Origin of the sequence: Oceanisphaera arctica (assembly GCF_002936955.1) — a bacterium.
Lineage (GTDB): Bacteria > Pseudomonadota > Gammaproteobacteria > Enterobacterales > Aeromonadaceae > Oceanimonas > Oceanimonas arctica.
This window is the reverse complement of the sequence record NZ_MPZM01000014.1, coordinates 53,766-80,013: the sequence shown is the minus strand read 5'-3', so window position 1 is coordinate 80,013 and position 26,248 is coordinate 53,766. Positions and strand designations below refer to the sequence as shown.

At 59.0% G+C, this 26,248-nt stretch carries 26 protein-coding genes and 1 pseudogene; 10 read left to right on the top strand and 17 right to left on the bottom strand.

What is annotated here, in order from left to right:
• Window positions 1–582: alcohol dehydrogenase catalytic domain-containing protein (locus tag UN63_RS08620; protein ID WP_181068212.1), on the bottom strand; the 582-nt coding region annotated here is incomplete at its 3' end.
• A gap of 343 nt (window positions 583–925) precedes the next feature.
• Here UN63_RS08620 and UN63_RS16950 point away from each other — a divergent pair.
• The gene (locus tag UN63_RS16950) at window positions 926–1,084 is read left to right on the top strand and encodes an aspartate/glutamate racemase family protein (RefSeq protein WP_146084729.1); all 159 of its coding nucleotides are present in this window, start codon (window positions 926–928) and stop codon (window positions 1,082–1,084) included.
• A gap of 65 nt (window positions 1,085–1,149) precedes the next feature.
• Here the strand turns inward: UN63_RS16950 and UN63_RS08615 are convergent, their stop codons facing one another.
• The 5 genes from UN63_RS08615 to UN63_RS08595 all read right to left on the bottom strand — a co-directional run bounded on the left by UN63_RS08615 (window position 1,150) and on the right by UN63_RS08595 (window position 5,763).
• Complete coding sequence (locus UN63_RS08615; protein WP_104486364.1) at window positions 1,150–1,902, bottom strand: M15 family metallopeptidase; 753 nt, start codon at window positions 1,900–1,902, stop codon at window positions 1,150–1,152.
• Complete coding sequence (locus tag UN63_RS08610; protein ID WP_104486363.1) at window positions 1,899–3,185, bottom strand: TRAP transporter large permease; 1,287 nt, start codon at window positions 3,183–3,185, stop codon at window positions 1,899–1,901. Before UN63_RS08610 ends, UN63_RS08615 begins: the two co-directional genes overlap by 4 nt.
• Entirely contained in the window at window positions 3,182–3,622 is a 441-nt protein-coding gene (locus tag UN63_RS08605; protein WP_219821104.1) for a TRAP transporter small permease, read from the bottom strand. Before UN63_RS08605 ends, UN63_RS08610 begins: the two co-directional genes overlap by 4 nt.
• A gap of 77 nt (window positions 3,623–3,699) precedes the next feature.
• Window positions 3,700–4,692 carry a TRAP transporter substrate-binding protein gene (locus UN63_RS08600; protein ID WP_219821103.1) on the bottom strand — a complete coding sequence of 331 codons (993 nt, stop codon included), beginning with the start codon at window positions 4,690–4,692 and terminating at the stop codon, window positions 3,700–3,702.
• A 165-nt stretch (window positions 4,693–4,857) separates the two neighbouring features.
• Window positions 4,858–5,763 (bottom strand): LysR family transcriptional regulator, encoded by a 906-nt coding sequence (locus UN63_RS08595; protein WP_104486360.1) that lies wholly within the window; start codon window positions 5,761–5,763, stop codon window positions 4,858–4,860.
• 255 nt (window positions 5,764–6,018) lie between these two features.
• On the opposite strand from UN63_RS08595, the gene UN63_RS08590 reads away from it, so the two are divergent.
• The 7 genes from UN63_RS08590 (at window position 6,019) to UN63_RS08560 (ending at window position 13,905) form a co-directional block, all read left to right on the top strand.
• Window positions 6,019–7,167 carry an AI-2E family transporter gene (locus tag UN63_RS08590; RefSeq protein WP_104486359.1) on the top strand — a complete coding sequence of 383 codons (1,149 nt, stop codon included), beginning with the start codon at window positions 6,019–6,021 and terminating at the stop codon, window positions 7,165–7,167.
• A gap of 93 nt (window positions 7,168–7,260) precedes the next feature.
• Window positions 7,261–7,980 carry a response regulator gene (locus UN63_RS08585; protein ID WP_104486358.1) on the top strand — a complete coding sequence of 240 codons (720 nt, stop codon included), beginning with the start codon at window positions 7,261–7,263 and terminating at the stop codon, window positions 7,978–7,980.
• The gene (locus UN63_RS08580) at window positions 7,971–8,738 is read left to right on the top strand and encodes a substrate-binding periplasmic protein (RefSeq protein WP_229793465.1); all 768 of its coding nucleotides are present in this window, start codon (window positions 7,971–7,973) and stop codon (window positions 8,736–8,738) included. Before UN63_RS08585 ends, UN63_RS08580 begins: the two co-directional genes overlap by 10 nt.
• Window positions 8,739–10,997, top strand: coding sequence for an ATP-binding protein (locus tag UN63_RS08575; protein ID WP_104486357.1), 2,259 nt, complete (start codon window positions 8,739–8,741; stop codon window positions 10,995–10,997).
• A 137-nt stretch (window positions 10,998–11,134) separates the two neighbouring features.
• On the top strand, window positions 11,135–12,610 hold the full coding sequence (gene nhaC / locus UN63_RS08570) for a Na+/H+ antiporter NhaC (protein ID WP_104486356.1): 1,476 nt from the start codon (window positions 11,135–11,137) through the stop codon (window positions 12,608–12,610).
• Between the two features lie 478 nt (window positions 12,611–13,088).
• Window positions 13,089–13,355, top strand: a complete 267-nt coding sequence (locus tag UN63_RS08565; protein WP_104486355.1) for a DksA/TraR family C4-type zinc finger protein — start codon at window positions 13,089–13,091, stop codon at window positions 13,353–13,355.
• 79 nt (window positions 13,356–13,434) lie between these two features.
• Window positions 13,435–13,905, top strand: a complete 471-nt coding sequence (locus tag UN63_RS08560; RefSeq protein ID WP_104486354.1) for a dihydroxyacetone kinase family protein — start codon at window positions 13,435–13,437, stop codon at window positions 13,903–13,905.
• A gap of 42 nt (window positions 13,906–13,947) precedes the next feature.
• Here the strand turns inward: UN63_RS08560 and UN63_RS08555 are convergent, their stop codons facing one another.
• From UN63_RS08555 to UN63_RS08545, 3 genes are read right to left on the bottom strand one after another with little or no spacing between them, the layout of a single operon-like run.
• Window positions 13,948–14,718, bottom strand: a complete 771-nt coding sequence (locus UN63_RS08555; RefSeq protein ID WP_104486353.1) for an ABC transporter ATP-binding protein — start codon at window positions 14,716–14,718, stop codon at window positions 13,948–13,950.
• Window positions 14,715–15,788, bottom strand: coding sequence for a FecCD family ABC transporter permease (locus tag UN63_RS08550; RefSeq protein WP_229793466.1), 1,074 nt, complete (start codon window positions 15,786–15,788; stop codon window positions 14,715–14,717). The genes UN63_RS08555 and UN63_RS08550 overlap by 4 nt, the downstream gene beginning before the upstream one ends.
• Window positions 15,785–16,900, bottom strand: coding sequence for an ABC transporter substrate-binding protein (locus tag UN63_RS08545; RefSeq protein ID WP_181068211.1), 1,116 nt, complete (start codon window positions 16,898–16,900; stop codon window positions 15,785–15,787). Before UN63_RS08545 ends, UN63_RS08550 begins: the two co-directional genes overlap by 4 nt.
• 220 nt (window positions 16,901–17,120) lie before the next feature.
• On the opposite strand from UN63_RS08545, the gene UN63_RS08540 reads away from it, so the two are divergent.
• Window positions 17,121–18,506 carry a DEAD/DEAH box helicase gene (locus UN63_RS08540; RefSeq protein ID WP_219821102.1) on the top strand — a complete coding sequence of 462 codons (1,386 nt, stop codon included), beginning with the start codon at window positions 17,121–17,123 and terminating at the stop codon, window positions 18,504–18,506.
• Between the two features lie 157 nt (window positions 18,507–18,663).
• Here the strand turns inward: UN63_RS08540 and UN63_RS17300 are convergent.
• From UN63_RS17300 to UN63_RS17295, 7 genes and pseudogenes are all read right to left on the bottom strand, one after another.
• Window positions 18,664–19,373: pseudogene (locus UN63_RS17300) on the bottom strand (3-hydroxybutyrate dehydrogenase); the annotation flags it as partial.
• A 34-nt stretch (window positions 19,374–19,407) separates the two neighbouring features.
• Window positions 19,408–20,598 carry a TRAP transporter large permease gene (locus UN63_RS08530; RefSeq protein WP_219821099.1) on the bottom strand — a complete coding sequence of 397 codons (1,191 nt, stop codon included), beginning with the start codon at window positions 20,596–20,598 and terminating at the stop codon, window positions 19,408–19,410.
• Between the two features lie 24 nt (window positions 20,599–20,622).
• Window positions 20,623–20,778, bottom strand: a complete 156-nt coding sequence (locus tag UN63_RS17195; protein ID WP_219821098.1) for a hypothetical protein — start codon at window positions 20,776–20,778, stop codon at window positions 20,623–20,625.
• 11 nt (window positions 20,779–20,789) lie between these two features.
• Window positions 20,790–21,443 carry a TRAP transporter small permease subunit gene (locus UN63_RS08525; protein ID WP_219821097.1) on the bottom strand — a complete coding sequence of 218 codons (654 nt, stop codon included), beginning with the start codon at window positions 21,441–21,443 and terminating at the stop codon, window positions 20,790–20,792.
• Window positions 21,444–21,504: 61 nt separating this feature from the next.
• A complete protein-coding gene (locus tag UN63_RS08520) occupies window positions 21,505–22,587 on the bottom strand; it encodes a TRAP transporter substrate-binding protein (protein WP_104486349.1) in 1,083 nt (360 codons plus the stop codon).
• Window positions 22,588–22,820: 233 nt separating this feature from the next.
• On the bottom strand, window positions 22,821–24,044 hold the full coding sequence (locus tag UN63_RS08515) for a sigma-54 interaction domain-containing protein (protein ID WP_229793467.1): 1,224 nt from the start codon (window positions 24,042–24,044) through the stop codon (window positions 22,821–22,823).
• Complete coding sequence (locus tag UN63_RS17295; RefSeq protein ID WP_229793468.1) at window positions 24,014–24,205, bottom strand: hypothetical protein; 192 nt, start codon at window positions 24,203–24,205, stop codon at window positions 24,014–24,016. The genes UN63_RS08515 and UN63_RS17295 overlap by 31 nt, the downstream gene beginning before the upstream one ends.
• Before the next feature lie 143 nt (window positions 24,206–24,348).
• On the opposite strand from UN63_RS17295, the gene UN63_RS08510 reads away from it, so the two are divergent.
• Window positions 24,349–25,206, top strand: a complete 858-nt coding sequence (locus UN63_RS08510; RefSeq protein ID WP_104486348.1) for a LysR substrate-binding domain-containing protein — start codon at window positions 24,349–24,351, stop codon at window positions 25,204–25,206.
• A gap of 17 nt (window positions 25,207–25,223) precedes the next feature.
• Here the strand turns inward: UN63_RS08510 and UN63_RS08505 are convergent, their stop codons facing one another.
• Entirely contained in the window at window positions 25,224–26,156 is a 933-nt protein-coding gene (locus UN63_RS08505) for a LysR family transcriptional regulator (RefSeq protein WP_104486347.1), read from the bottom strand.
• Window positions 26,157–26,248: the final 92 nt, after the last annotated feature.

The window sequence follows — 26,248 nt, the reverse complement described above, 5'->3', positions numbered from 1 at the left end:
GATATAGACGGTAGAGCCGGGGCCGACACCGGCGGTCACGCAGCCGTGGAAACCGGTAGGGAAGATGTCGGACAGCAGGGTCAGGTCGCGAATTTTTTCCATCGCCTGGTTAGGATCCGGAAACTTGAGCAGATTGAAGTCCGCATAGGGCACCATCACGTATTCGGACTGGCCACCGACCCAGCCGCCCATATCCACATAGCCGTAGGCAGCGCCGGGGCGGGCCGGGTTGACGTTCAGGCAGATGCCGGTTTTGCCTTCCTTGCAGTTGCGGCAACGGCCACAGGCGATGTTGAACGGCACGGAAACGATGTCGCCCACTTTCAGATACTCGACATCACGGCCGCATTCGATGATCTGCCCGGTTATTTCGTGGCCCAGCACCAGGCCGGCTTCGGCGGTGGTTCTCCCACGCACCATGTGCTGGTCACTGCCGCAGATGTTGGTCGACACCACCTTGAGGATCACCCCGTGGTGACAGGCTCGATTACCGATGGCCAGCTCGGGGAAGGCGATGGATTGCACCTCGACCTTGCCAGGACCGGTATAGACAACACCTCTGTTTCCGTGAATTGCGCACATAAATCAACATCCTTTTACTTAACGGGAGTCAACGCCGGCACCTGGCCCGCGCATCACAAACCGCGACAGGCAGTCACCTCAGTGCCCCTGCTCGGATACCCGACAGTAAACCTCCGTTACACTCTGGCAACATTGCTGATAAAGACACAAACATGCCAAAACGAGACATGGGTGGCGCCACAGGTCATGCAGATAGGAGGAGTTGCAGGATAAAATGCCAGGAGGCAAAGACAGCATGATAAGGCCGGCACCGGGTACACCGGCAGTACCAGTCAGCCCAGATTGGCGGTCATGATCGAGTTATAGTCGGAAACGGCCATATTCCCTGATAGAGGGAGCTCAGTTGCTGGACACCTGCATGGGAGACATTCTGAAACAGGGCGTGGAGCGGGTCATCCTCGGCTGTACCAAGATCCCCTTCGCACTCTATAAAACGAATTCGCCGCACGCCCACCCGGGCATGGATGCTATCAGGGCGCTGGCGGCCGACTGCATCCAGTGACACAGAGGATGTCGTGGCGGAGTAGACGGTATAGGGCTGCGCACTGGCAGCCCTATACCCGGTGGTCAGTCGACGGAATATTTTTCCACTTCTCTGCGCCAGCGGTTTTCCAGGCTGTCCAGCTGGGTCGCGCCATAGACGGCTCGCTCCGCGCCGGAATACCAGGCCCACAACTGATTGCCAAAATCGAAATGCCACCATTCGCTGGGCAGGTTGGTGAACCCGGCCAGGGTCATGACGCTATACAGCAAGCGTCGGTTGTTGATCACCTCCGTCTCTCTGGCATCGGGGGCGGCAATCTCTTCATAGGCGTGGGTATGTGACCAGACGCTGGCTTCATCGAACTGGGTTCCCATATCCAGCATCAGGCCATGCCGGTCCACCAGAGTGACATCGACAGAGCCACCTGTAAGATGGGGGCTCGGCGCGTCCACCCGGGTACTGGGCAGCGAAACAAACTCCCGGGTCATCTGCTCCAGTTCTGTCGCCGTTTTATTCGGCAGCCGGGTTTCGAGGGCGTCATACAGGGTGTCGTACAGGTATTGTTGCACCGCATAGGGCCGCCAACTGTCCAGCAGTAACAGCGATATGCCGGCGGGCAGTGCCTGTGCTGCCTGCAACAGGCGTTGGTAAACACCGGTGCGCACATGGCACTCGGGCACCGAATTCGGTATGCCCATCTTGTAGTAGGCCGGATACACCTGCAGCGGCGCCGGTGCCAGGCTTACCGGTACCAGAGGCTCCTGGTTCTCTTCAATGGTTATCTTGATCACATCCGGCCAGACGGGATCGGGAGTCAAGGGTATCCGGATCTTCATGCGTAACCCCCCAGGACTCTCGGCAGCCATAGGGTCAATGCAGGAAACAGGATCAACAGCAGCAGCACACTCAGGGCAAGCAGCACAAAGGGCCAGATGGTTTTAAACAGGGCTGTGATTTCGAGCTTGCTGACCGCTGCAGCCACAAATACACAGGCACCCATGGGGGGAGTAATCAAGGCGATGGTGATATTCAGGGTAATGACCACCCCCAGGTGCACGGGGTCAATGCCCGCAGCCATGGCAACCGGGACAAAAATAGGTGTCAATAGCATCAGCGCCGATACTTCTTCCATAAACATGCCGGTGATAAAGGTAATGCCACTCAGCAACAACAGTACCAGTACCGGCTGCTCGATAAAGGGTTCCAGCAAGGCTACGAATGACTTGGGCACCTGAGCGTAGGACAGCAGCCAACTGATGGTCGCGGATGCCGCCATGATCAGGAAGATGGCGCTGGTCAGACGGGCCGTTTCAATCAATGCAGACCAGAATCGGGCTAGGGAAAGTTGGCCTGCGAGCAGCCCGACCATGACCACATAAAGCACGGTCAGGGCACCCGATTCGGTAGGTGTGACCACACCGAGCACTATACCGCCTACGATAATCAACGGCGCGAGCAGGGCCGGTAAAGCTCCCCAGCTGGCTGACCACAGTCTGGCCAGGGTCGGCTTTTCACCTGAAACGGGCAAGCCAGCTCGTCTAGCATAGACCCAGTTCATCATCATAAACGCGCATCCCAGGATCACGCCGGGAATGACTCCTGCCAGAAACAGAGCGCCAACCGAGGTATTGGTCAGCGAGGCATAAAGGATCATGAAGATACTGGGAGGAATAATGGGACCTATCAGCGAGCTGCCCGCCGTTAGCCCTGCGGCATAGGGAACCGAGTAACCTTCTTTTTTCATCGCCGGCACCAGCAGGGAACCGAGCGCCGAAGTATCCGCTACTGCCGAGCCGTTGACCCCGGCGAAGAATACGCTGGAAACTACATTCACATAGCCCAGGCCACCACGCCAGTGACCGACCAAGGTTCTGGCCAGGGTCATCAACCGTTGTGTCAGGCCTGCGCTGTTCATCAGGTTACCCGCAAGGATGAACAAGGGAATTGCCATTAGAGAAAATACATTGATACCGCCAAAGAATTGTTGGGGCAACATGCGGCCTATCATGTCTGCATCAATAAAGAAAAAGCCGACGACGGCGGTGAGAAGCAGCGCCAGGAACAGGGGCAAACCCAAAAGGATATGCACAATAAAGGTGGCAAACATCGCCAGAGTCATAACTGCATATCCTTTCTTTCAAATGGGCCACGTAAAATGGCGAACAAAAATAGCATCAGGAAACCAAGCGGCATGCTTAGCATCGGCCAGGTCCGGCTTATCCCTAGCCCCATGGTAGTGAAGCGACTGACGGAAAACGCGTAATGCCAGGAAAACCAGACAAATGCGCCACTGATCACCACAGTTAGCAGCCACTGGTAGAGTTTCAGGGCCGAGGCCCACTTCAACGGCAGCTTCTGTTCCAGAAGGTTGATGCGCATGTGTTCATTACGAATCCACACCACACCGGCCGTCAGCAACACGGTACCGATAATCAGGAAACGGGAAAGCTCATCCATCCAGATAGGTGAGCGGCCAGCCAGGTATCTTGCGGCAACGCCATAGAGCAGCACCATGAGATTGCTGGCGATAAGCAAGCCTGCCAGGGTTTCCGACACGCGACTCAATACACGAAGGGTTTTTATGATCATAACAACAAGGCGGTGCCAGGCACCGCCACCTTATCGGAAGGTAATTAGTTGGATTTCACATCCTGCAGGGCCAAATCGATCCATTGTTGATCGATATTCTGCTCCTGCAGCCAAGTGACATAGGAAGGCTTGGCTTTTTCCCGGAAGGCCGCTAGCTCTTCCACCGTCGGACGGTAGACTTCCATACCCTTGTCGGCCAGGAACTGGACGCGCTCATCAACCTTGGACTCGACCGATTGACGGTTAATCTGGTTGGCTTCTTCTACTGCTTCCGTCAGGGCTGCCCTCTGCTCTTCTGTCAGGGAGGCCATCAGCTGATCATTGGCCACCAGGAACTGATCGGAATACTGAATGTTGGCCAGGGTCAGGTATTTTTGTACTTCCTGCAGACTGCCCAGAATGATGTACATGGGCGGGTTCATCTGGCCATCGGCGACGCCCGTCTTCATCGCCATGTACACTTCGGTCCAGGGAATCGGGGTTCCGGATGCACCAAAGGCTTCGTACAGTGCCACCTGGCTTTTATCCATCGCTCTGAAGCGCAGTCCTTTGAAATCATCGGGCTGCCTAATAGGCCGCTTGTTGTTGGTAAACGCCAGGAAACCGCCTTCTTCCACTACCGCCAGCAGGCGGGTGCCGGTACGCTGATAGAACTCATCCTGAGCTGCTTTCCAGTATTCGCCCTGGTCAAAGAAACGGCGCGCCTCATCAAAGTCCTTGAACAGGAAAGGAATAGCACTTACATAGATTTCGGGAAACAACGGCGAAATGCCGGCAAAAGAAGCGATATTGAGGCTGGGCATGTTCATGACCTGCTCCATGCGCTGCTCTTCTTCACCCAGCATGCTATTTGGATACAGCTTCAACTCCAGCTCACCCCGGGTTTTTTCTTCCACCAGTTTTTTCAGGTTGGATGCAAACAGGTGCACCGCATTCTTGTCCGCATCGGGCGCGCCGTTATAAGACAGGTCAATGGTTGTGGCCGCTCCGGCCAGACCACTGATAAGTAAGGCTCCAGCCCCACATGCCACTGACATCAATTTTGTCAGCTGTTTGATTTTACAAGTTGGCATAGCCTCGATCTCCATATCCAGATTGGGTGTTGTAATACATCTCCGCCAGATTAAGCGTTGTCGTGTTGACTTTTCAATGCCAAAAGCGTTGATATAAAGTCAACGCAACACTTAAAACCAATCTAACCATTAATTAAAGAACAACATTCCATCATGGAGATGATTGATCAGGGCTTCGGCCGACACCGTCAGCTCACGGCCTTTATGGCTGACGATGTGAGCACTTGCCCCAGCCAGCACGGGATGAGGTACAGGAACACAGGCTATCCTTCCCTGCTTTATCTCGCTGTGTACCGTCAATCCGGGCATGAAGGTCACGCCCATACCAGACAGCACAAAATTCTTTAGAACAGCGACAGAATTAGTTCTTAATTGGGGCTCAAAACGGATATGTTCCAGTTCCTCGACCAGGCTGACCAGTTGCCCCATGCCGAACTGCTGATCGATAAGGGCCAGGGGATAACCTGATATCTGTCGGATGGACAGCGGCGCCAGTCTGGTGAGAGGGTGCCCTGGAGGGGTGATCAGTTCCAGGGGCTGGCGGGTGACCACATGGGAATAGAGCTCGGCATCGGGCGAAGGCGCATAGACCAGCGCCAAATCCACCCGATCCTCCTTGACCAACCGTGTCGCCTCATTGGCTCCCGCCATTTCCACACTGATCTGAATGCCCGGATAGCGAGCCATAAAAGCCTGCAGCGGCGCGGAAATAAGATCGGCAATAAATCCTTCACCAACGGCAATACTGACACGTCCCCGTTTCAGGCTCTGTAACGCTTCGATACGGGACAGGGCGGCGGCTTCACTCGCTTTTTGCTGTCGAAAAAGTGCGACCAGCTCTTCGCCGACCTGGGTGAGAACAAACCCCTGCCCACTGCGCATGCCAACGGCCGTGCCCAGCTCTTCCTCCAGCTGCGCCAACTGACGACTGATGGCCGAGACATCGACATTCAAATGGGCGGCGACTTTACGCAATGAGCCGAAGCGAGCGACTTCATTGAGGTATTTCAGTGCCCTGGGATTAAGCTTCCACATCTTGGGATTCCGTGATTAATCATCGCTGACATTTATACATTCATGAAAAGCGCCTGGTTCAGGCGTAGCCACCATATCCCGTCATGGCACGCAGGCCAAGCTCATTAACATGGTATCCGGCCGCTCATCAGCGTCATCCCAACCAGAGGCTCACCGGCGGCATCCGGGCATTTGCAACCGTGCACCCCCGACACATGTTCCTCCCGGCAAAAGGCGGTTAAACTCTGCAACATAGCAAAACCGGACACTGACCCCATGACAGACCCAGATGACGCATTATTCGGCAGCAAAAAGGCATTCGACGACCAGAAACCGTTGATCGACGCGGTTAACGTGCGCAGTGTTTCGCTGATCATACTGGCGTCGGTGGCGACCGTATATTTCATCGACTGGGCGCAGGCGGTGCTGCTGCCGCTGATGGTGGCGGTTTTCATCAGTTATGCCCTGGACCCGCTGCTCTCACCCTTCGACCGACTCAGGGTGCCTCGCCCCGTCAGCGCGGCCGTGGTGATGTCCGTGTTGCTGGCGGTCATGGTCAGCGCCAGCATCCCCTTGCAGCGCGAAGCCGTGACCATGCTGGACAAGGTGCCGGTGGCCATCAGCAAGTTCAAACGCAGTGCCGCCACGACCCCGCCCAAAGAGGCGGGTATCATAGAAAAAGCCCAGGCAGCGGCCAAAGAGATTGAAGAGAGCACCAGTGACAAGAAGAAGGTCAGAACGCCGGGGGTGACGGCGGTGCGTATCGTGGAAAAGCCCTTCGATGTGCAGGAATATTTGCTGGGCGGCGCTTCGGCGGCGCTGGTGATGGTGTCCCAGAGTTTTTCTGCCCTGCTGCTGGTGTATTTCATGCTGGCGGTGGGCAAATTATACCGCCGCAAGGTGATCCGCATCTCGGGCCCCTCGTTTGAACGCATGCGCAAGGCCGCCCGCATCATGGATGATTTTCATCATCAGGTACGCCGCTTCCTGTTTGTAATGCTGTTAAGCGCCGTCTTTGTCGGCGCCTTCACCTGGCTGGCATTCTGGATTCTCGGCGTCGAGCAGGCCGGGCTCTGGGGCGTGCTGGCCGGCGTGGCTAGCGCCATTCCCTATCTGGGCCCGCTGCTGGTACTGTTGGGCACCGGCATGGCGGCCTTTTTGCAGTTCGGCACCCTGGACATGGCGTTTATCGTGGCCGGTGCCTCGCTGGTGGTCACCAGCATTCAGGGCTATCTGCTGACCCCCTGGTTGACCAGCCATCTTTCCAGCCTCAACCCGGTGGCGATTTTTGTCGGCCTCTCGTTCTGGGGCTGGATATGGGGCCCGGTGGGGCTGATTATCGCCACCCCCATGATGATGGTGCTCAAGTCACTCTGTGATCACGTCACCAACCTGCGGCCTATGGGCGAGCTTCTGGGGAAATAGGCGGCAACATTGACAGCGGTGCTTCGGCGGTGTTAATAGCTGGCTTGTGGACTCACTCGCATACAACACACAAGAAAAATGAGAACAAACGATATGGATATCCGCATCTTGATTGTGGAAGACGACGACACCACGCGGGATTGCCTGGTGGAGTACTTCAGAGTAGAGCAGCACCAGGTGTTTGCGGCCCAAAGCGCGGAAGAAGCCGAGCTGATACTGAGCGAGCAGGATGTCGACCTTGTGCTGTTGGACATCAGGCTGCCGGGCAAGGACGGTCTGACCCTGACCCGGGAGCTGCGTGCCGGCTCCGAGGTGGGCATCATACTGGTGACCGGCCGTCAGGATGACATAGAGCGCATCATAGGCCTGGAATGCGGTGCCGACGACTATGTGTGCAAACCCTTCAACCCCCGCGAACTGCTGGCCCGAGCCAAGAACCTGGCCCGCCGGGTGCGGGCCGTGCTGCCCCGGGGCGACACGGCACCCGCTGCCAACATTCGTCGGTTTGACGACTGGCGCATCGATCTGGACCGGCGGGTGCTGCTCGATGAACATGACCGGCAAACCCCGCTGACCCACGGCGAATACCAGCTGCTGTGTGCCTTTTTACATCATTCGGGGCAGACCCTGTCACGGGATCAGCTGCTGGATCAGATAAAAAACCGCGAGTGGGCCCCCAACGACAGAACCATAGACGTGCTGGTGGGCCGGCTGCGGCGCAAGCTGAAAGACGACCCGGCTAATCCCAGAATCATCCTCACCATGCATGGCGCCGGCTACGTCTTTACCCCAAGGCCGGTGCCATGCCACTGATCCTCGCGCTGCTGCTTGCCCTGTTGCCGGTACTGCCCTCTAAGGCCCAGGCTCAAGGCACAGCCAGAACCCTCACCGCCTGCGGTCACCCCATGTATCCGCCCCTGTCGTGGGAGCAAGAGGGCGAGCTCATCGGCATTGCCCCCCACCTGGCCCGCAAGCTACTGGCCGAACACGGCTATTCGCTGAACATGCGGGTATTCGGCAACTGGGAACGCTGCCAGCTGGCGGCGCGCCAGGGCAAGGTGGACCTGATTGTAGCCGCCTACAAGACCCGACAGCGGGAGCGGGACTTCCGCTTCAGCGACACCCCCATAGTGGCGGATCCCGTGGTGCTCTTTACCCATTTTGGCAACGCCAACCCGTCGTCCTGGAACCTGTCCGACAAGACACTTGGCCTGCTGTTTGGTGACAGCTTCGGTGACGATTTCGACCGGGCCGCCAGCCGCCATCCCCATGTTGAGCGAGTCTCTACCGGCGAGCAGAATTTTCGCAAGCTGGCACTGGGCCGTATCGATTACATGCCCATAGGACTGACCACCGGCACGCTGCAGGCACAAAAACTCGGGCTGACCGGGCAGCTGTTCCCCCTGCCCGAGCTGCTCACCCTGGAACATTACCACCTGGCCCTGCCCAGAGGCTCGGTACTGGAGCCGCTGCTGCCGGCCCTGTCCGCTCGGCTACAAGAGCTGACCGACGATCATTATATTCAACGCATCACCGCCCATTTTGAACGCCGTTATCTGGATACACCCTGAATGAAAGCCCTGTTGACCCTGTTGCCCCGCTACCGGCGGCGGCATCCTCTGAGTTTTCGCCTGTTTCTGCTGGTGCTGGGCGTCAGCCTGACCCTTTCGCTGCTGTCCACCGCCTTTCAGCTCTTGCTCGACCATCGCCAGATAAAACAGGATTTGAACGACCGCCTCACCCTTATTGAGCAAAGCTACCTCGACAGCCTGACCCAGAGCCTGTGGGATCTGAACCTGCCGCAAGCCCGGTTACAGCTGAAAAGCATGCTCGACATGCCGCACATGGCCCGGCTGACCGTGACCGGTGACGCCCTCCCCGACCCCTTGGTGCTGGCCCGTAATAACAGCGGTGAGGGCATGCATGAACATGACTTCGATTTAATCTATCCCAGCCCGGCGCTGGGGCCCCAGCGAGTGGGCCGGCTGGAGCTTGCCTTCAGCAAGCGCAGTATTCGCCAGCAGCTGATCGATCACGCCCAGACCATACTGCTGGGCCAGACCCTGACGATACTGGCCATCGCCTTTTGCCTGATGCTGGTGTTTCAGCGCAGGGTGACCCGTCATCTGGAACGCATGGCCCGTCATGTGGCGCAGATTGGCGAAGGCCGGCCCGGCAGCCCCCCGCTGACGCTGGCCCGTTCGCCCGGCCAGCTGCCCGACGAGCTGGATACCCTGGTGGGCGCCATCAACACCATGCGCCGCTCGGTCGAGCGTCGTCAGAACGAGCTACAGCACGACAAAGACCGGCTCGAAGCCCTGGTGGACAGACGCACTCACCACCTGCGTCAGGCCAAGGAGTCGGCCGAGGCGGCCGATATGGCCAAAAGCCGTTTTATCGCCAACATGACCCACGAGCTGCGTACCCCCATGAACGGCATTCTGGGTACCCTTGCCCTGCTCAGGCCCGCGCTGAAAGACAGCCCCGAGCAAGAACTGCTCGACATACTGCAGCACTCGGCCGAGCACCTGCTGATGCTGCTGAACGACGTGCTCGATTATGCGGCGCTGGAGCAGGGCCCGCTGTCCGAAGCGCCGGCTCCCTTCGCCCTGGGTGAGTTGCTGGAGAGCAGTGTCGCCATGATGCAGGGCTACGCCGAGGCCAAGCAGATCCGACTGCAACTGGACGCGCCCGACGCCGGGCTTTGGCTCTCGGGCCACGCCGGCCGGCTGCGTCAGGTGCTAATCAACCTGCTGTCCAACGCCACCAAGTTCACCGATGAGGGCGGCCGGGTCACGCTCGGTGCCCGGGCGGTAGACGGAGGCTGGCAATTCAACGTAGAAGACAATGGCATCGGCATTGCCCCCGAGCAGCAAGACCGCATTTTTCAGCGTTTTACCCAGGCCGATGAAAGCATAAGCCGACGTTATGGTGGCACCGGACTGGGACTGGCCATCTCCAAACGGCTGATCGAGGCTATGGGCGGCAGCATGACTCTGCAAAGCACCCCCGGACAGGGCAGCCGCTTCGGCTTTATCCTGCCGCTGACACCCGCCGCTACGCCGACCACAGAACAAGAAACCGAGCTGTCCACCCTGCCCAGCCTCAGTCTGCTGCTGGTGGAAGACGTGGCCATCAACAGGGCCATTCTTGCCGCCATGCTGGAGCAGCACGGTCATCTGGTAAGCCAGGCAGAAAGCGGCGAGCAGGCACTCGAGATGGCCCGTCATCAGGCCTTTGACCTTATTCTGATGGACATGCATCTACCGGGCATGGACGGCCTGGAAGCCAGCCACAGTATCCGCCATCAGGCTCAAGGGCTGAACCAGGAAACGCCTGTGGTTGCCCTGACCGCCAGCGTGGGCCCCGACGACATTCGCCGTTATCTGGCCGCCGGGCTCAGGGCCGTGGTGGCCAAGCCGGTACAATGGCCAAGGCTCACCCTCGCGCTGGGTCAGGCGCTGGGCATTCGCATACAACCGGAGCTGGAGCAGCCGCTGCTGCAGGAACACCTGCGGGTGCTGGGCCGCCCCCGGCTGCAGGCCATGCTGAGCCGCTTTGCCGGCGAGCTGCCGGCTGAGCAGGCGGCCCTTGAGCAGGCGCTGGCGGAAGAAGATCACCTGGAGCTGGGCCAGCTGGCACACCGGCTGGGCGGCACCGCCCGCATGCTGGATCAGACCCGGCTGGCCGGGGTGCTGACACAGCTGGAGCTGGCGGCCGAGGCCCAGACCCTGCTGACACACGGCCTCGCCATCGAGCTGGCCCAGGCGGTAACAGAGACTCAAAAAGGGCTTTCCGCGCTAACCGCTCGCCTCGGGGGTAACCGCTGAAACAACTTTGTTACAATTTTTTACATTTACCCCATAACTGTCATACATGGCAGCCTTAGTCTGACGATGTCCCCCGGGATATCTGGCGCCGGCCGGTTGCACAAACCGGCCCGTCTCACAGGCTCAAGGAGAGAACCATGGCAACATCACCCCCTCGTAAACCCGGCTTCTGGCTGGCCTGCCTGCCCATTGCACTGACCTTTGTCGTGCTGGGTGTGCAGCTGTTTCACTTTGGCAACTTCACCCCCCATATTCCGCTCGCCATCGGCGTGGCCATCACCGCCCTCATCGGCTGGCTGCGCGGCTACCGCTGGCCCGAGATGGAAGACGGCATCATGCACGTGGTGCGCCTGGGCCTGCAGTCTGTGGGCATTCTGATTATTGTGGGCATGATCGTCGGCATCTGGATTGCCAGCGGTACCGTGCCTTATCTGATCAAGCTGGGCCTGAGCCTGATCTCGCCCGAGCTGTTTCTGGCCGCCAGCGTGTTGATCTGCGCCGTGGTCTCGGTGTCGCTCGGTACCTCCTGGGGCACCACCGGCACCGTAGGCCTGGCGCTGATGGGCATCGGCAACGGCTTCGACATCCCCATGTACTGGACCGCCGGCGCCGTGGTGTCGGGCGCCTTCTTCGGTGACAAGATGTCACCGCTGTCGGACACCACCAATCTGGCCCCGGCTGTGACCGGCGTGAACCTGTTCGACCATATCCGCAACATGCTGCCCACCACCATTCCAGCCATGCTGATTGCTCTGGTCATCTATCTGTTCGCCGGCTTCAGTCTGATTGGCGATCAGGCCGTGGACTTCGGTCGCATCGAGAACATCATCAGCGGCCTGGATCAGCACTTCAACCTGTCATGGCCTTTGCTGCTGCCCCTGGGCGTGACCGTACTGCTGGCCCTGAAGAAAATGCCCGCCCTGCCCACCCTGTTTGCCGGCGCCATGCTGGGCCTGGCCACCGCCATGCTGACTCAGGATGTGGGTCTGCAACAGGCCTTCAACTTCATGTTCAGCGGTTATCAGATTGAGACCGGCGTGCGCGAAATAGATGCCCTGCTCAACCGTGGCGGCATACAGAGCATGACCTGGGTGATCACCCTGATGCTGGTGGCCCTGGCCTTTGGCGGCGTGCTGGAACGCACCGGCTGCCTGGAAGTGATAATGGAAAAAATTCTGACCCGCGCCAAAAGCTTTGGTGCCATTCAGTCTTCCGCCATCGCCACCTCGGCCATGACCAACGTGATTGGCGGCGACCCCTACCTGTCCATCGCCCTGCCCGGCCGCATGTTCGCCCCCGCCTATCGGGCCAAGGGCTACTCGGCGCTGAACCTGTCGCGAGCGGTTGAGGAAGGCGGCACCCTGATATCGCCGCTCATTCCCTGGAACGCCGGTGGCGCCGTGGTGATTACCGCGCTGGGGCTGGGCATTGCCGAAGGCAACACCGAGAACCTGCTCTACATTCCGCTGGCCTTCGCCTGCTGGCTGTCGCCGCTGATCGGCATGACCTACGCCCACCTGGGCTGGTTCTCGCCCAAACTCAGCGCGGAAGAAGCTGCACAATGGCAACGGCAAGAAGCCGAACTCGTCCCCGAGCCGGTGCCGGCGAAATAACACACCGCAAGTACAAAAAACGGGCCTCTCGGCCCGTTTTTTGTGTTGAAGCCTTTGCCCACTCACTTCGTCACCTCCGATCCTTACCTTTAATCACCTCCGCTCTTTACCCTTGGTCATCTCCGCGAAGGCGGAGATCCACGACCATCAGCACTGGACTTCCATTCAGACATACTCGTTGTGTCTGATCTCATCCAGAACCGTGTATGAACTGGATGTCCGCGACGACTATCTGCAAACCGGGTTGGCCAGTGCCATAAACAGAAAATGAGCTTCGGCGGTCAATTGCGAGCAATGTTGGTCGATTGAAATCGACCAACAAAAACCAGAGCCATGAGATTTGGCTCCTATCTGTGTTCTCGCGCAAGGCAGGGTGGCGGGCGAAGGGATATGATGATGAGGTGAGTCTTGGCTCAGTCGGAGCAGCAACACAATATTGTCAGATTGCCTGATTGCCAGGCGAGAGGAGGAAAACACCATGGCAGGAGGATGGTCACGAGACGGCGCCGTGCAGGATCAGATAGATGCCAGTGTGGAAGACGCGGTGCAGGATGCCCGAAGCCACCTGAGTGGTGGCGAAAGTCTGACCCACTGTGAGGAATGTGACGTCCCCATTCCCGAGGCGCGGCGTAAGGCGGTGCCGGGCGTGCGGCTGTGCATCGCATGTCAGTCCGAGCAGGAAAAGCAGCGCAAGGCGGTTGACGGCGTCAACCGGCGCGGGAGTAAAGACAGTCAGCTACGGTAGGGTTTGAGAGTGCAAGGCACTCCACTTCCGTCGGCCAAAGGGCCAACACAATAATTAGACGCTGCAACAGGAGTAATAGGTGCCATTCGATATTCTTGCCTGGGTAACCGCCACCAACCACCACTACCGGGAACAGCGCCGTTCCTGTACCCAACTTGCGCAGCACTTTGGCGGTTTTTTCGGCGATGAACTGCTGAGTCATGCCGGCTTTGTCGTCGTGGAGCAATTACCCAGACCGCCTGATATGGTGGTCAGGCATTTAGGTCTGGGTGAATTGTTAAGTCCCGGTGCTATGGGGCTGACGCTGGATGATACCTATTACCTTAAGCCGCGGGCCGCGAGTCAGCTGCGAGTTCATTTTCACGAACTGGTGCATGTGCTGCAGTGGCGGAAATTGGGTGCCGATGCCTTTATTCAACGTTACCTGAACGAGATCCTGCAGCATGGTTATCGTCAGGCACCGCTAGAGCAAAAAGCCTACCGCTATGAGCAACACTATGCGAAAGCGCCAGGCTCGCCTTTTATCATCGAAGGGCAAGATACTGTGTAGTTGCACACACTATCCGACAGGGACTGTAGACCAGACTGCCAATCAGCCCGCCAGTCGGGGATAGATCAGCAGGCTGTCGTCCGGGCCGGGCAGAATTTCTGCTTCTACTCCGTACAAGGTCTGGATCAGCTCGGCTTGCAGGCACTGGTGCAGCGGGCCGAAGGCCTGCAGCTTGCCGCCCTTCACCGCCAGCACGTCGTCGGCACAGCGAGCCGCCAGGTTCAAGTCGTGAATAGCCACCAGGGTCACCATGTTCTGTTCACGGGTGAGACGTCGCAATACCGCCATGATGTGCAGCGAATGATACAGGTCCAGCGCACTGGTGGGTTCATCCAGCAGCAGTACCTTTGGTCTGCGGATCAGCGCCTGGGCGATAGCCACCATCTGGCGCTGACCACCGGACAGCTGCTCCAGATAACGGGGTGAAAGATGCGCTATCTCCAGCTCGTCCAGCACGCCACGCACCAGCGCCAGATCCGCATCGGTCACCCGCACCTTGCCGTGCACCTTCAGCGCCATCAAGATGGCTTCAAATACCGTAATCCGTACTCCCACCGGGGTGGTCTGGGGCAGATACACCAGCTGCCCGGCCCGACGGGCACGGCTCAGGTTGGCCAGATCCTGACCGCCCAGCAATACCCTGCCCTGCTGCGGGTCCAGCAGGCCGGCAATGCCCTTGAGCAGGGTCGACTTACCGGTGCCGTTGGGGCCCAGCAGCACGCTCAAGCGACCAGCCTCGGCAGTCAGGCTCAAGTCATCCACAATCAGCCCCTGACGGTAGCCCAGGCTCAGGTGTTCCAGTGTCAGGCTCATGACCAGCTCCTTCTACGCACCACTACCAGCAAAAATACGAAGAACGGCACCCCAATCAGCGAGGTGGTGATGCCGATAGGCAACAGAATGCCGGGGATGATGCTCTTGGAGAGAATTTCGGCGATGGTGAGCAGAATGGCGCCGAACAGCATGGATCCGGGCAGGAAGAAGCGCTGATCTTCGCCCAGCAGCATGCGCGCCATGTGCGGCCCCACCAGGCCGACGAAGCCGATGATGCCGACAAAGGCCACCGCCACCGCCGCCAGCAGAGACGACAGCAACAGCACCACCAGCCGGATGCGGGTCACGTTCACCCCCATGGCCTCGGCCGCCTCGTCACCCATGCGCAGGGCGGTCAGCCGCCAGGCGCTGCGCGACAGCAACACGCAGGCCAGCAACAACAGCGCCGCCGCCACGCCCACCTTGGGCCAAGTGGCCCGGCCAAGGGAGCCCATGGCCCAGAACACGATCTGCTGCAGGGTCTCGGCGCTGGCCGCAAACTGCAGCATGGCGTTGAGGGCAGAAAATACGAACAGGATGGCGATGCCGGTGAGGATCATGGTTTCTTGCGTGGAGCCGCGCATGCGGCTGACCAGAAATATGACCCCGGCGCTCAGGCAGGCGAACAGGAAGGCATTAAGGGTAATCATGTAACCCTGAGCCCATTCCCAGGGCAGCAGCGGCGCACCGAAGGCAATGGCCAGGGCCGCACCAAAGGCGGCGGCATGGGAAATACCCAGGGTAAAGGGTTCGGCCAGCGGATTGTTGAGGATGGTCTGCATCAGGGCGCCGGCCCCGCCCAGGGCCGCGCCCACCAGTACCGCCATCAGCGCCACCGGCAGGCGGATATCCCAGATAATGAAACGGGACTTCATATCTGCGCCATCCGGATCCATCAGGGTGGCGGCCACCTGCGCCAGACCCAGTTTTCCCGGGCCCAGGGTCATGTCCAGCAGAAAGATACCCAGCAGCAGCATGGCGCCGATGGCCACCCACTGCAGGCGCCGTCCCTGGTGTTGACGATAGTGATGGCGGTCTTCCTGACGGGCCATGATGGCGTTGGTACTCATTGCATTTTCACCCAGAAGCGACCTTCATAAGGGAACGGCATAAAGCGCTCGTGAAATTCGCGAAAATCCGCTTCGGCGTCTATGCCCTGCATGCGCTCGGGGTGCATCCACTGGGCCATGACTTCGATGGCGGCAAAATAGGTCGGGCTGTTGTAGAACTGGTGCCAGATACCGTAAAACGCCTTGTTGGCAACGGCGTCTATGGCCTGCCAGCCGGCGCGCTGGCTCAGGGCCTGGAATCCCCGTTGCAGATCCTCGTCCTCGGCCTTGTAGCCCAGATTAAGGCTGGTGGCCTCGGGATAAGCCTCTTGCCAGTTGGCGCCGGTACCGATAATCAGATCGAAAGGCTCGGTGACCAGGGCTTCCGGATTGATCGCCAGCGACAGGGCCTGGGTCTTGTTACTGCCCCAGTTGTTGCCGCCGGCCAGCTCCACATAGTGGCCGAAGTTGTTGGGGCCAAACACCTGACAACAATCGCCCATGCCGGAGGCGCGCTCCATCAGCACCAGCGGGCGTTCTTGTGCTTTCAGTCCTTTCATGCGCTCAGCCACCCGGGCCATTTTGTCGGCAATAAAGCTGTTGACCGCCTCGGCTTCTTTCTCCTTGTGCAGCACCTCACCCAGAATACGGATGCTGGGCAGGGTGTTCTCGGTCGGCGCATCGCGGAAGTCGACAAACAGGGTGGAAATTCCCGCCTTCTCCAGCTTGTTCAGGGTGCCGTTTTCCTGCCAAAGCTGATGATAGGCCTGGTTGACCACCACCAGCTGGGCATCCAGGGTCAGGGCCTTTTCAACGTCGAAGGTCACCTTGCCGGGATGGCCAAAACGCGGCAGCGTGTTGACGGTGTCGGGAAAGGTCTCGGCCAGCTTGATGTAGGTATCGGGGTCGGCCCGCTCCATATCGTCCGACCAGGCCACCACATGGGCAAAGGGGTCGTCCTTTTGCAGCGGCATCAGTATGTACATCAGGCGGGCTTCGGAAAGAATAATGCGGTCTACCTGGCTCGGCAGGGTCAGGGTGCGACCCAACAGATCGGTTATCTGGCGCTCGGCCGCCAATGCCGGCAGCGTGATAAAACAGGCACAAAGCAGCAGTAAGCACTTTCTGAACATGAGCAGTCTCGAAGAGGAAAAATAAGGGATGCTAATGGTATTGCTAACCATTGCTATTTGCAAACACTTATCCCCACTGGCACCGGACAGCCAGGCGGCGCCGGATCATTACATCTGGCCAAAATTCTTATACAATGGCGGTCGTTTTTTCCTTCCTTTTTCTCTGTCGACTCTCACGCTATCCATTCTGAGTTGACACATGACACACCGGAGCAGCACGTTGGCGCAAAAACCCGAACAGTTTAAAGATCTTGGGCTGGATTCCCGTCTATTGACCGCATTGGATCACATGGGTCTCACCACGCCCACCGAGATCCAGGACAGGGCCATTCCGGTCATATTGACCGGCCATGATCTGATCGCGTCCTCCAAAACCGGATCGGGCAAGACCCTGGCCTTCCTGCTGCCGGCTTTGCACCGGCTGATGAAGACCAAGGCGCTGAGCAAGCGCGACCCGCGGGCACTGATCCTCGCGCCCACCCGGGAACTGGCCAAGCAGGTGTATGTGCAGCTGCGCTCGCTCACCAGCGGCAGCTCCACCAACATCGCCCTGGTGCTGGGCGGCGAAAACTTCAACGACCAGATCAAGGCGCTGCGTAAGGAGCCCCATGTGGTGGTCGCCACCCCGGGCCGGTTGGCCAACCATCTGGATGCCCGTTCGCTGATGCTGGGCGGCCTGGAGCTGCTGATCATGGACGAGGCCGACCGCATGTTGGATCTGGGCTTCGCCAAGGAGCTGAACCAGATCAACGAGGCCGCCGATCACCGCCGCCGCCAGACGCTGATGTTCTCGGCCACCCTGGATCACGCCGAAGTGAACGAGATGGCCGACAAGCTGCTCAAGTCCCCCAAACGGGTGGCCGTGGGCGCCGCCAACGCCGAGCACCTGGATATAGAGAAGCGCTTTTATCTGTGTGATCACCTGGATCACAAGCAGGCGTTGTTGCAGCATATTCTGACCACCGAAAGCTATCAGCAGGCGATTATCTTTACCGCCACCCGGCCCGATACCGAGCGGCTGGCGGCCCTGTTGCACGAGCAGGGGCTGACCACCGCCGCCCTCAGTGGCGACATGAGCCAGGCCGAACGTAACCGAATCATGGACAGCTTCAGCCGTGGCCAGCAGAAAGTGCTGATCACCACAGACGTGGCCTCGCGCGGGCTGGACTTGTTGCAGGTGTCGCTGGTAGTGAACTTCGACATGCCCAAGCAGGCAGAAGAATACGTGCACCGCATCGGCCGTACCGGTCGTGCCGGCGCCAAGGGCACGGCCATGTCGCTGGTGGGCCCCAAAGACTGGGACGCCTTCAAACGGGTCGAGCGCTTCCTGCAGCAGGATATCAACTTCGTGACCATCGAAGGGCTGGAAGGAAAATTCAAGGGCGTGAAGCCGGCTGCCCAAAAGTCCGGCCCCAAGGGGGCGGATAAGTCAGCCGCCAGAGGCAACGGCTACAAGGGCAAAGGTGGCCCCAACGCGTACAAGCCGGCCAAAAAGCCCGTGAAGGCGCAGAAAGATCGCAGTGATCGACTGCCGACCGGCGCCGGTCTGGGATCCAATGACGGCATGGCGCCGATGAAGCGCAAGAAACCGACCAGCAACGACTGATCCTACCCGTCATCCAACCAGGCGCGGTAACAAAAGGCCGGGGCGTACAAGCGCTCCGGCCTTTTTTCCCTCACGCCTCACATATTAACTACTGCATATGCCAGCCGTGGCTGACCACCATCGCCTGCCCGGTGAGGGCCGCCGACGGAAAGGCCGCCAGATGCACCGCCAGCTCGGACACATCTTCCAGGGTGGTGAACTCGCCATCGACGGTGTTTTTCAGCATCACGTTGCGAATCACTTCTTCTTCGCTGATACCCAGCTCCCTGGCCTGCTCCGGGATCTGCTTATCCACCAATGGCGTGCGAACGAAGCCGGGGCAGATGATGTTGCTGCGCACCCCGTGTTCGGCCCCTTCGCGCGCCACCGAGCGGCACAGCCCCAGCATGCCGTGCTTGGCGGTCACATACGGCGCCTTGAGCGGCGAAGCCTCCATGGAATGTACAGAGCCCATGAACAGCATGACCCCGCCCCGTTCTGGTACATTTGCTGCAGCGCGGCGCGGGTCACGAGGAAGGCGCCGCCCAGGTGCACGTTGAGCACCCGGTTCCAGTCATCGAAGGCCAACTTGTGCAGCGGCGCTATATGCTGAATACCGGCGTTGGCCAGCGCTATGTCCAGCCGGCCCCAGTGGCGAACAATCCGGGCCATGCCCTGCTCTACCGCCTGCTCGTCGGTCACGTCCATTTCCAGGGCGATGGCGCTGCCACCGGCCGATACGATGGACAAGGTCACCTGCTCTGCACGGCCCAGATCCAGATCCGCTACCGCGACTCTGGCGCCTTCCCGCGCATAGTGCTCGGCAATAGCCCGGCCTATGCCCTGGCCCGCACCGGTAATCAAGGCCACTTTGTTTTCAAGACGCATCGTCATTTCTCCTTTTAAGCACCATATTCGTTATTTACAGGCCGCCGTAGACTCGGGTCGGCAGCCAGGTGGCCAGGGGCTCGTAACAGAACACCAGCACCAGGCCCAGCAATTGCAGGGCAATAAAGGGCAACACTCCCAGGTAGATATGGCGGGTGGTAATGCCCGGCGGGCACACGCCCTTGATGTAAAACAGCGCAAAGCCCACCGGCGGAGTAAGGAAAGAGGTTTGCAGGCACAGGGCAAACAGCACCGCGAACCACACCGGCTCGACCCCCAGCGAAAACACCACCGGCGCCACCAACGGCAGTATGATCAGGGTGATCTCCACCCAGTCGAGAAAGAAGCCCAGCAGAAAGGTGATGAAGAGTATGGTGATCATGATGCCGGTGGTGCCGAACGGCAGCCCGGTAATGGCGTCACGAATCACATCATCGCCGCCTAGCCCGCGCAGCACGGCGGCAAACACGGTAGCACCGATGAAAATACCGAAGATAAAGGCGGTGGTACGGCTGGTCTGGTACAGGGATTCCTTCAATACCTCCAGGCTCAGGCGTTTGCTCAGCAGGGCCATCAACAGGGCGCCCGCCGCCCCGACCGCCGAGGCTTCGGTGGTGGTGGCAATGCCCATGAAGATGGAGCCCAGCACCGCCACTATCAGCACCATGGGTGGCACCACAGAGCCGATAACGTCCAGCCAGGCACGGGCATCCATGCGCTCGCTGTATTTCGGGGCCGGAGCCGCGTCCTTCTTGATCCAGGCCAGCAGCACGATATAGAGCACATACATCAGGCCCAGCATCACACCGGGGATAAGCGCTCCCATGAATAGCTTGCCCACCGAAGCGGCCGGCGTGCCCAGGCGGTCGGCCATCAGCACCAGCATGATGCTGGGCGGCACCAGAATGCCGAGGGTGCCCACCGAACAGGCCGTGCCCACCGCCAGGCTCTTGCTGTAGTTGGCCTGCATCATGGGCCCGAGCGACAGCATGCCGAGCAGCACCACAGAGGCGCCGACGATGCCGGTCGAGGCTGCCAGCAGCATGCCGACAATCACTACGGTAATGGCGTAACCGCCGCGCAGCGGGCCCAACAGTCGCACCAGGCTGTGCATCAGTTTTTCGGCAATGCCGGAGCGGTCCAGCATGATGCCCATGAAGATAAACAGCGGCAGCGCCACCATCAGTTCGTTGGCGACAATGCCGAAGATGCGGGCGTCCAGCACCCCTATGGTGCCGTTCCAGGTGAATCAGAGATTGGCGTCAAACTGCTCTACCAGCACATGGCCGGCCAGCGCAAACAGCAGGCCGGTGCCCGCCAGCACCCAGGCCACGGGAAAGCCCAGCAGCAACAGCCCCATAAAGGAGGCAAACATGGCCACCACCAGTAAGGTTTCCAGCTCCATCGTGACCTCTTTTATTTCGACTGAGAAGAAGGATTCGTGCCCGGCTTCGCCGTGGGCAGCACGGCCCGGGGAAAGGCAAACAACAGGGTCATGCAACGCAGACCACGAGAAAACAGCGCCATCGCCACCAGCAGCAGGCCGATGGGCAGGGCACTCTTGAAGATAAAGCGATACGGCAGGCCGCTTGGCGCCTGGGAACGTTCGTTATAGATAAAGGCCTTGTATGCGTAGGGAACCAGGGCGTCGATCATCAAGGCAATGATCGGCAGCGCCAGCAGCACTATGCCCGCCAGCTCTATGATGGCCTGGGCGCGCAAAGAGAATTTTTCACGCAGCACGTCCACCCGCACGTGGTCGTCTTTTACCACCGCAAAGCCCAGGGTCAGCATCATGGCGATGCCGAACAGGTGCCAGGACAGTTCTTCCAGCGCGATGGAACCTGCCGACAGCACGAAGCGGCTGAACACATTGGTCAGCACCACCACCAGCACCGCCAGCCACAGCCAGGAGCTGAGTCGGCCCACGGCCGAAACGAAGGCGTCCAGCCGTTGTGACAACCCGTTGACCGGCAGCTCGCCGGTGTCGGCCGCATGTTCTTGTGGTGGCGTAGCATTTGTTTGACACGAATGTTGAGACGAAATCTGAGACGGACCTTTGGACATCATCACCTCCAGGCAAGATCAGCGATAAGGCGGGCTCTACCGAGCCCGCCCCCCGAGGCACTATTTAGTCGTACTGGTAGTAGTCGCGCGGCAGGTAACCCTTGCCGTGCCAGATGGAGTGATGCTTCATGAAGTCGCGCTGACTGGTCAGCACCCGCTTGAACATTGCGTCTTCGGCGGCCATGTCATCCATCACCTTGTTGGTGACTTTTTCCAGCTCGCGCAATACCGGCTCGGGCAGCACCTGGGCCTTTACCCCTTCCTTCTCGTAGTCACGCAGCGCCGTGGGCTGGGCCCATTCGCTCTGGGCAAAGCCCTTGAGGGTGGCCGACTCACAGCCCATTTCGATCAGGGCGCGGGTTTCCGGCTCCAGGCCCTTCCACACATCCTGGTTCACCAGCAGGTGCGAGGTGGTCAGGGTCTGATGCCAGCCGGGCATAATGTAGTTTTTGACAATTTGATCCAGGCCCAGCATCTTGTCGATGGCCGGCTGAGAGAACTCGGTGGCATCGATGGTGTTGCGCTCCAGCGCCTGGAAGATTTCCGCTCCCGGTACCATGGTCACGGATGCACCCAGGTTCTCGAGCACCTTGCCGCCGATACCGGCGAAGCGAATGCGCAGGCCCTGAAAGTCGTCCAGGCTGGTAATCTGCTGCTTGAACCAGCCGGCACCCTCAGGACCTATGATGCTGCACAACATGGGATGGATGTTGCGCTCGGCGTAGATCTCTTCCAGCAGGACCTTGCCATCCCCTTCGTAATACCAGGCCAGATAGGCCGGCGGCTCCATGTTGAAGGGCGCGCCAGAATACAGCGGCAGGGCGGGAATGGTGCCCTGATCGTAACCGACCCAGGTATAACCCGCCGGATACTTGCCAGAGCTGACCGCATCCATGATCTCGAACGGCGGCACCAGCTCGCCCGGCTCGTAATAACGCAGTTTCACATTACCGCCAGAGACGGCAGCCAACGATTCGGACAGGTGCTTGACCGGCGTGGTCAGCCCCACCAGATGGGAAGGAAAGGCCAGCGGAACCTGCCAGCGTACCTTTTCGGTGGCGGCTACCGGGGCACTGATCACGCTGGCGCACAGGGCGGCGGCGGTCATGGCATAGGTTAATCTGGACAGCTTGTGCTTGATGGTCATGGATGTTTCCTTCTGCTTGCTTCAGTCCTTTGGCTCCGCCTGCCGAAGCAGTGGAGCACGATATATTCCATCCAGATATAAGCACGAGCCATGCCAATCATGTTAAGCGAATGTTAATCAATGTGTTGTGATAAGTGACTGATTTAACAGTGCTGGCAACTGCCCGGAAAACCGGACAGCTTAAAGAGAGGGGATTATTTAACCATCCTAAAACCCGGACATGTGTCTGTTTTTCAGGACAGTCGAGCGAGCTTGTCGTAGAACACGGAACGGGAGACGCCCAGCAGCCGTGCGGCCTGGGTGCGGTTGTTCCGGCATCGGGCCAGGGCGGCCCGAATGGCGTCGGCTTCGGCGTTGGCCAGCACCTCTGCCAGCGGCCGTATATCCGAACTATCACTGTCCGAACTATCACTGTCCGGGCACTGAATGTCCGAGCTATCCAGAGCCGTACTCTCGGTTTCGGCCGGCGCCTCGGCCAGCCGCTCCGGCTCCGAGGTCGGCTCCGGCAGCACCCGGCGCATCGTGTCTTCGTCCAGCACTTCGGCGCTTTCGCTCATGGTAAAGGCCCGCTCCAGCACGTTGCGCAATTCACGCACATTGCCCGGCCAGTCATGCTGGCTCAGCAGCACCACCGCCGCATCGGTGATCTCGGTGCGTTCCTGACCGCTGCAGATGTTTTCCAGCAAAGATTCGCACAGAATGCCGATGTCGGCCCGCCGCCCCCGCAACGGTGGTATCTTGATTTCCAGCACGTTGAGGCGGTAATAGAGATCCGAGCGAAAACTGCCCTCGGCCATCATGGCATCCAGATCCCGGCTGGTGGCGGCGATGACCCGCACATCCACCGGCACCACCTGATTCGAGCCCAGCGGCTCTATCTCTCGTTCCTGCAGGGCTCGCAGCAGCTTGGCCTGCAGGCCCAGGGGCATGTCTCCCACTTCATCCAGAAAAAGGGTGCCGCCCTGGGCACGCTGAAACTTGCCCTCGCGCATGCGCTTGTCGGCACCGGTAAAGGCCCCGGGTGCCACCCCGAAAAATTCGGCCTCCAGCAGGTTCTCGGGAATGGCCGCCAGATTCACCCCCACGAAGGGCCCTTCGGACCGGGCCGACAGAGAATGAATGGACTGGGCCAGCACCTCTTTGCCGGTACCGGTTTCGCCCAGCAGCAGCACAGGGATATCTCGCGCTGCCGCCAGCCGGGCCCGGCGTTTGGCCTCCAGCGCCGCCGGGCTGGCACCGATAAAATCACCAAGGTGGTAACGGGTGCTCCGCCCGGTTTTGGCCAAGGCGCGCTTGGCGGCCAGCAAGTCCTGATGCAGGCGGCGGTATTTGCTGACCAGAGGCGTGAGGGGCTGTAGATCGTCGAGCAACACAAAGGCCACGGCGCCGCTGACCTCCCCCCGCTCATCAAAAAACGGCAGCCGGGTCACCACAAGCTGCTGGGTATGGTATTCCATGATATCGAGCAGCTGGCATAACGGCTGTTAATCCAGGTGATGCAACTGTTTCTGTCGACGGCAATGGCGCCGGCGCTGGCCTGCTCGAACATGGGGAACAGCACTTCTATCAGCTCTCGGGTCAGACCCTGGCCGGCATGGGATTCAAACAAGATAGACATGATGTCGGCTCCGTGACGCGCAATGGCTCGATGGTAGCCAAAAGACCGACCAAGTTCGTCTGTTTTTCTTTACCGGGGGCTTTCATTTATTAAATTAATGTTAATAATGTGCCCATTGATTTATACAATGATGAGATTTAAAGATGAAGAACCTGCCCACGGATCTGCTGCGCACCTTCGTCACCATCAATCAGCTGGGGGGCTTTACCCCGGCCGGGGAGCGACTGGGCCGCTCGCAACCCGCCGTCAGCCTGCAGGTAAAACGGCTGGAAGAACTGCTCGATATCCGGCTGTTTCACCGTTCCAGCGGCCTGCAGCTGACGGAAGAAGGTCAGCTGCTGCTGGGCTATGCCCAGAAGATGCTGGATTTGAACGACGCTGTGGTGTCGCGACTGAGTTCGCCCAAGGTCAGCGGCTCGGTGCGGCTGGGGATTCCCAACGACTTTGAAGTCTCGTTTCTGGCCACCACCATAGGGCGTTTTTCTCAGGCCTACCCCAACGTAACCCTGGACGTGAGCAGCGACATCAGCGCCAACCTGCTGCATGACTACGGCAAGGGCGAATACGATCTGGTGATGGCGATAGAAGAAAGCAACCGGCCCCAGCCGCAGCTGACCGATTACATCATAGAGCCGCTGGTGTGGGTACGCGGTAATAACCTGATACTGGAGCCCGAGGCGCCGCTGCCGCTGATCCTCTATCCCAAGGGCTGCCTGTATCGCAAGGCGATCATCAACGCCCTGACCCAGGCCAACCTGCCCTGGCGCATCGTGTACTGCACCTCCAGCCTGCTGGGGATTCATGCCGCCATCAAGGCGGGCCTGGGGATCAGCGCCTTGACCAGAAGCACGGTACCCGAGGGGCTGGAAGCCTCGGTCAGCTATGCCCCCTGCCCCACCCTCGGCAATCTGTCCATCGGCTTCTGTTACGACGCCAATGCGCTGACTTCCGCTTCCCGCATGCTGCTCGACTACCTCAAGCATGGACTCAACGCACTCTAGATTAACGAAGGAAGAGCTTATCGTTCGAACCTCTCTGTTGAGAAAGACGTTGCCATCTGATCAAATTCCTCTTTCAAAGCGGTCTGAAACTGATGGCAAAGCCGGGAGACCAAATGAAATTTCGGTAGAATGATAGCCACTTCGAACTCGACTTGCGGCGTAAAAGGCCGTAACACCACTGTGTTGTCATTTCTTTTTCCATATTCCATCGCAGTGACCGGATCGATCAGCGCATAGCCGACCCCCTCATTGACCAGAGCCATCGCCGAGGGGAACAACTGCGTTTCTGCGACCACATTGAGAGAACAGTTGTGTTTGTAAGCCAGGCTGCGCAACTGCATGGTGCTCTGATGCGCATCACCCAGGGTAATGATCGGCCTGCCCTCCAGATCTTCGATGGTGATTTCCTTCTTGTCGGCCAGTGGTGAGCCTGGTGGCAACGCACAAAACATCCGGAAACTATAGGGAAAGATCTCCAGCTCATTTTTTGCTTGTGGTTTTTCCACTATTCCAAGGTCGAAATGGCCGCCGGCAACCCATTCTTCTACCTTCCGGGATGGAAAGGTCTGCAAAGACAGCTTCACGTCTGGATTGTTACGCATAAAGCCGGCAACAATCCTGGGTGCCAGGGTTGCCAGTCCCGGCATGCAGCCTATCTGTAACTTTCCGACCCTGCCATTCTTCAGGTTTTCGGCCAGCTCCTCCAGATTACTCAGCGCCTTCAGTGCTCGCTCAACCCCTTCGGAAAAGGTCTTGGCCTCGATGGTCATCTCGGTGCCGTAGTGGTTCCGCTTGAACAACATAAAGCCCATATCACTCTCAAGGTTGGCAATGGCCGAACTCACCGCCGGTTGCGTAAGACCCAGGCGACGCGCCGCCTTGCTGATACTACCGCTACTCATAACCTCTTGAAATATATAAAGTTGTTTTGCATTTATCTTGGGAATCATGAATAACCTCGAGCAGCGTATGATGTTAACCAACAGGGTAAAGATTTATCTTATACATCCATCAAAAAGTATTATTTGATCTTATACCTCAA

Excerpts from the sequence above, each read along its gene's own strand:
- UN63_RS08615 (WP_104486364.1), bottom strand. The coding sequence starts at position 1,902 with ATGAAGATCCGGATACCCTTGACTCCCGATCCCGTCTGGCCGGATGTG.
- UN63_RS08610 (WP_104486363.1), bottom strand. The coding sequence starts at position 3,185 with ATGACTCTGGCGATGTTTGCCACCTTTATTGTGCATATCCTTTTGGGT.
- UN63_RS08600 (WP_219821103.1), bottom strand. The coding sequence starts at position 4,692 with ATGTCAGTGGCATGTGGGGCTGGAGCCTTACTTATCAGTGGTCTGGCC.
- UN63_RS08595 (WP_104486360.1), bottom strand. The coding sequence starts at position 5,763 with ATGTGGAAGCTTAATCCCAGGGCACTGAAATACCTCAATGAAGTCGCT.
- UN63_RS08590 (WP_104486359.1), top strand. The coding sequence starts at position 6,019 with ATGACAGACCCAGATGACGCATTATTCGGCAGCAAAAAGGCATTCGAC.
- UN63_RS08585 (WP_104486358.1), top strand. The coding sequence starts at position 7,261 with ATGGATATCCGCATCTTGATTGTGGAAGACGACGACACCACGCGGGAT.
- UN63_RS08580 (WP_229793465.1), top strand. The coding sequence starts at position 7,971 with ATGCCACTGATCCTCGCGCTGCTGCTTGCCCTGTTGCCGGTACTGCCC.
- UN63_RS08575 (WP_104486357.1), top strand. The coding sequence starts at position 8,739 with ATGAAAGCCCTGTTGACCCTGTTGCCCCGCTACCGGCGGCGGCATCCT.
- nhaC (WP_104486356.1), top strand. The coding sequence starts at position 11,135 with ATGGCAACATCACCCCCTCGTAAACCCGGCTTCTGGCTGGCCTGCCTG.
- UN63_RS08565 (WP_104486355.1), top strand. The coding sequence starts at position 13,089 with ATGGCAGGAGGATGGTCACGAGACGGCGCCGTGCAGGATCAGATAGAT.
- UN63_RS08555 (WP_104486353.1), bottom strand. The coding sequence starts at position 14,718 with ATGAGCCTGACACTGGAACACCTGAGCCTGGGCTACCGTCAGGGGCTG.
- UN63_RS08550 (WP_229793466.1), bottom strand. The coding sequence starts at position 15,788 with ATGAGTACCAACGCCATCATGGCCCGTCAGGAAGACCGCCATCACTAT.
- UN63_RS08545 (WP_181068211.1), bottom strand. The coding sequence starts at position 16,900 with ATGTTCAGAAAGTGCTTACTGCTGCTTTGTGCCTGTTTTATCACGCTG.
- UN63_RS17195 (WP_219821098.1), bottom strand. The coding sequence starts at position 20,778 with ATGGAGCTGGAAACCTTACTGGTGGTGGCCATGTTTGCCTCCTTTATG.
- UN63_RS08525 (WP_219821097.1), bottom strand. The coding sequence starts at position 21,443 with ATGATGTCCAAAGGTCCGTCTCAGATTTCGTCTCAACATTCGTGTCAA.
- UN63_RS08520 (WP_104486349.1), bottom strand. The coding sequence starts at position 22,587 with ATGACCATCAAGCACAAGCTGTCCAGATTAACCTATGCCATGACCGCC.
- UN63_RS08515 (WP_229793467.1), bottom strand. The coding sequence starts at position 24,044 with ATGGAATACCATACCCAGCAGCTTGTGGTGACCCGGCTGCCGTTTTTT.
- UN63_RS17295 (WP_229793468.1), bottom strand. The coding sequence starts at position 24,205 with ATGTCTATCTTGTTTGAATCCCATGCCGGCCAGGGTCTGACCCGAGAG.
- UN63_RS08510 (WP_104486348.1), top strand. The coding sequence starts at position 24,349 with ATGAAGAACCTGCCCACGGATCTGCTGCGCACCTTCGTCACCATCAAT.
- UN63_RS08505 (WP_104486347.1), bottom strand. The coding sequence starts at position 26,156 with ATGATTCCCAAGATAAATGCAAAACAACTTTATATATTTCAAGAGGTT.